The sequence below is a fragment of the Streptococcus sp. GMD1S genome (assembly GCF_000296875.1).
Classification (GTDB): domain Bacteria; phylum Bacillota; class Bacilli; order Lactobacillales; family Streptococcaceae; genus Streptococcus.
Genome location: NZ_AJQY01000136.1, coordinates 1 through 1,403 on the forward strand (window position 1 = coordinate 1; position 1,403 = coordinate 1,403).

Sequence of the window (1,403 nt, forward strand, 5' to 3'; positions counted from 1 at the left end):
TGAAGGGTCGGAGCCTTGTTGACCAATACTTCCGAATCGAACTCCATGGCTATAATACCTGGCCATTTTTGAATAGCATATTTTACTTTTGCTTCTTTAGGAGATATTCTGTCTTTGCTTAAGAAATCCCAGTTGAATTTCTTATAGGATAAAGTATAATCGTTTTGATTGCCATCCGCATGCTCATAAAGCAAACCATATTCGCCATTTCCGAGTTCTTGGAGCGAGTTGTATGCAAACTTACCACTTTGTATAGGATTGTGTTTCAGCCATGTCAACTCACCATTCTCCTCAACACGAGCCAGGTGAACCAAACCATTGTTGCGTCCAGGACCACCAGCATTGCTGAGTAGAATGTATTCCTTTCCTTCATGCATGGTGTGAATAGCGGACATTTGAACATAAACGTCTTTTACTTGAGGATAACGTTTGATTTCCTTATCCCACGTTGCTCCCCCATCATGACTGGTCGCAACCTGAAGATCACCAGTCAACCCACGCATAAAGAGCTTGAGATCCCCATTATTCAACTGAACAACAGTTGACTCCGTATTTTGGGCACCTGGATTATTCATGGTTGAAGAGTGAATGGTTTGGTTGCCTACTGGGCGGTTATCATTAACTGCTTCCCCTGCTTGCCATGTTTCTCCATGATCATCTGAATAAATTACACGAGATGATTGAGAACCACTTAGGTAGGAAACGTTGTTTGTTGTATAAACTGGAATCACCAGTCTTCCCTTATGAGGCCCTGTACGCAAGGCAATGCCAGTACCAGGTCCAGTTCCTAGGAAGTGCATCCAATCTTTCCGAATCCCATGAGTAATATCTTTTGGTGCAGACCAAGTCTTCCCATCGTCATCACTGTAGGACATCCATAGGTAGTTGGTATTGGAAACTCTAAAAATATTCTTTTCGCTATATTCAAAATAAATATTTCCGATTAGCTCATTCCCTTTATACAAATCTCCCTTATCGCTGTAGGCTGGTTTTTTAGGGTCAACGACAACACGATAATCTGTCTTTCTATTTTGAGGGTCGAAAACCTCTCCGTTTTCTCGAATCGTATAGCGACCTGATTCTCCTTGCTTATATAAAACTTGATAAACTTTATCTCCCACTTGTTCATAAGCTTTCGGAGCTTGCCCCGGCAATGAAAATACTGCCTTACTTTCAAGGAACATGTCGTAAATTGCAAAAATTCTCTTTGTTTCAGGGTCTTGCACCAAGGCCATATCAATATTAACTGGAGATGGCCATTCTGCATGTTTAGCGTGCTCATTGTCACGAGGATTTGAGATTACGATTCGGTCTCCCCATGTTTTTCCATTATCTTCACTGCGTCTAATGACCATGCCGATATCACCCCAGTCACTCGAATGGAGACGGCGTTCATCTGCACC

At 42.2% G+C, this 1,403-nt stretch carries 1 protein-coding gene; it reads right to left on the reverse strand.

Annotation, left to right across the window (positions count from 1 at the left end):
• Positions 1 to 1,403 (reverse strand): sialidase family protein (locus GMD1S_RS07685; protein ID WP_000419828.1); only part of this gene is annotated, 1,403 nt, incomplete at both ends.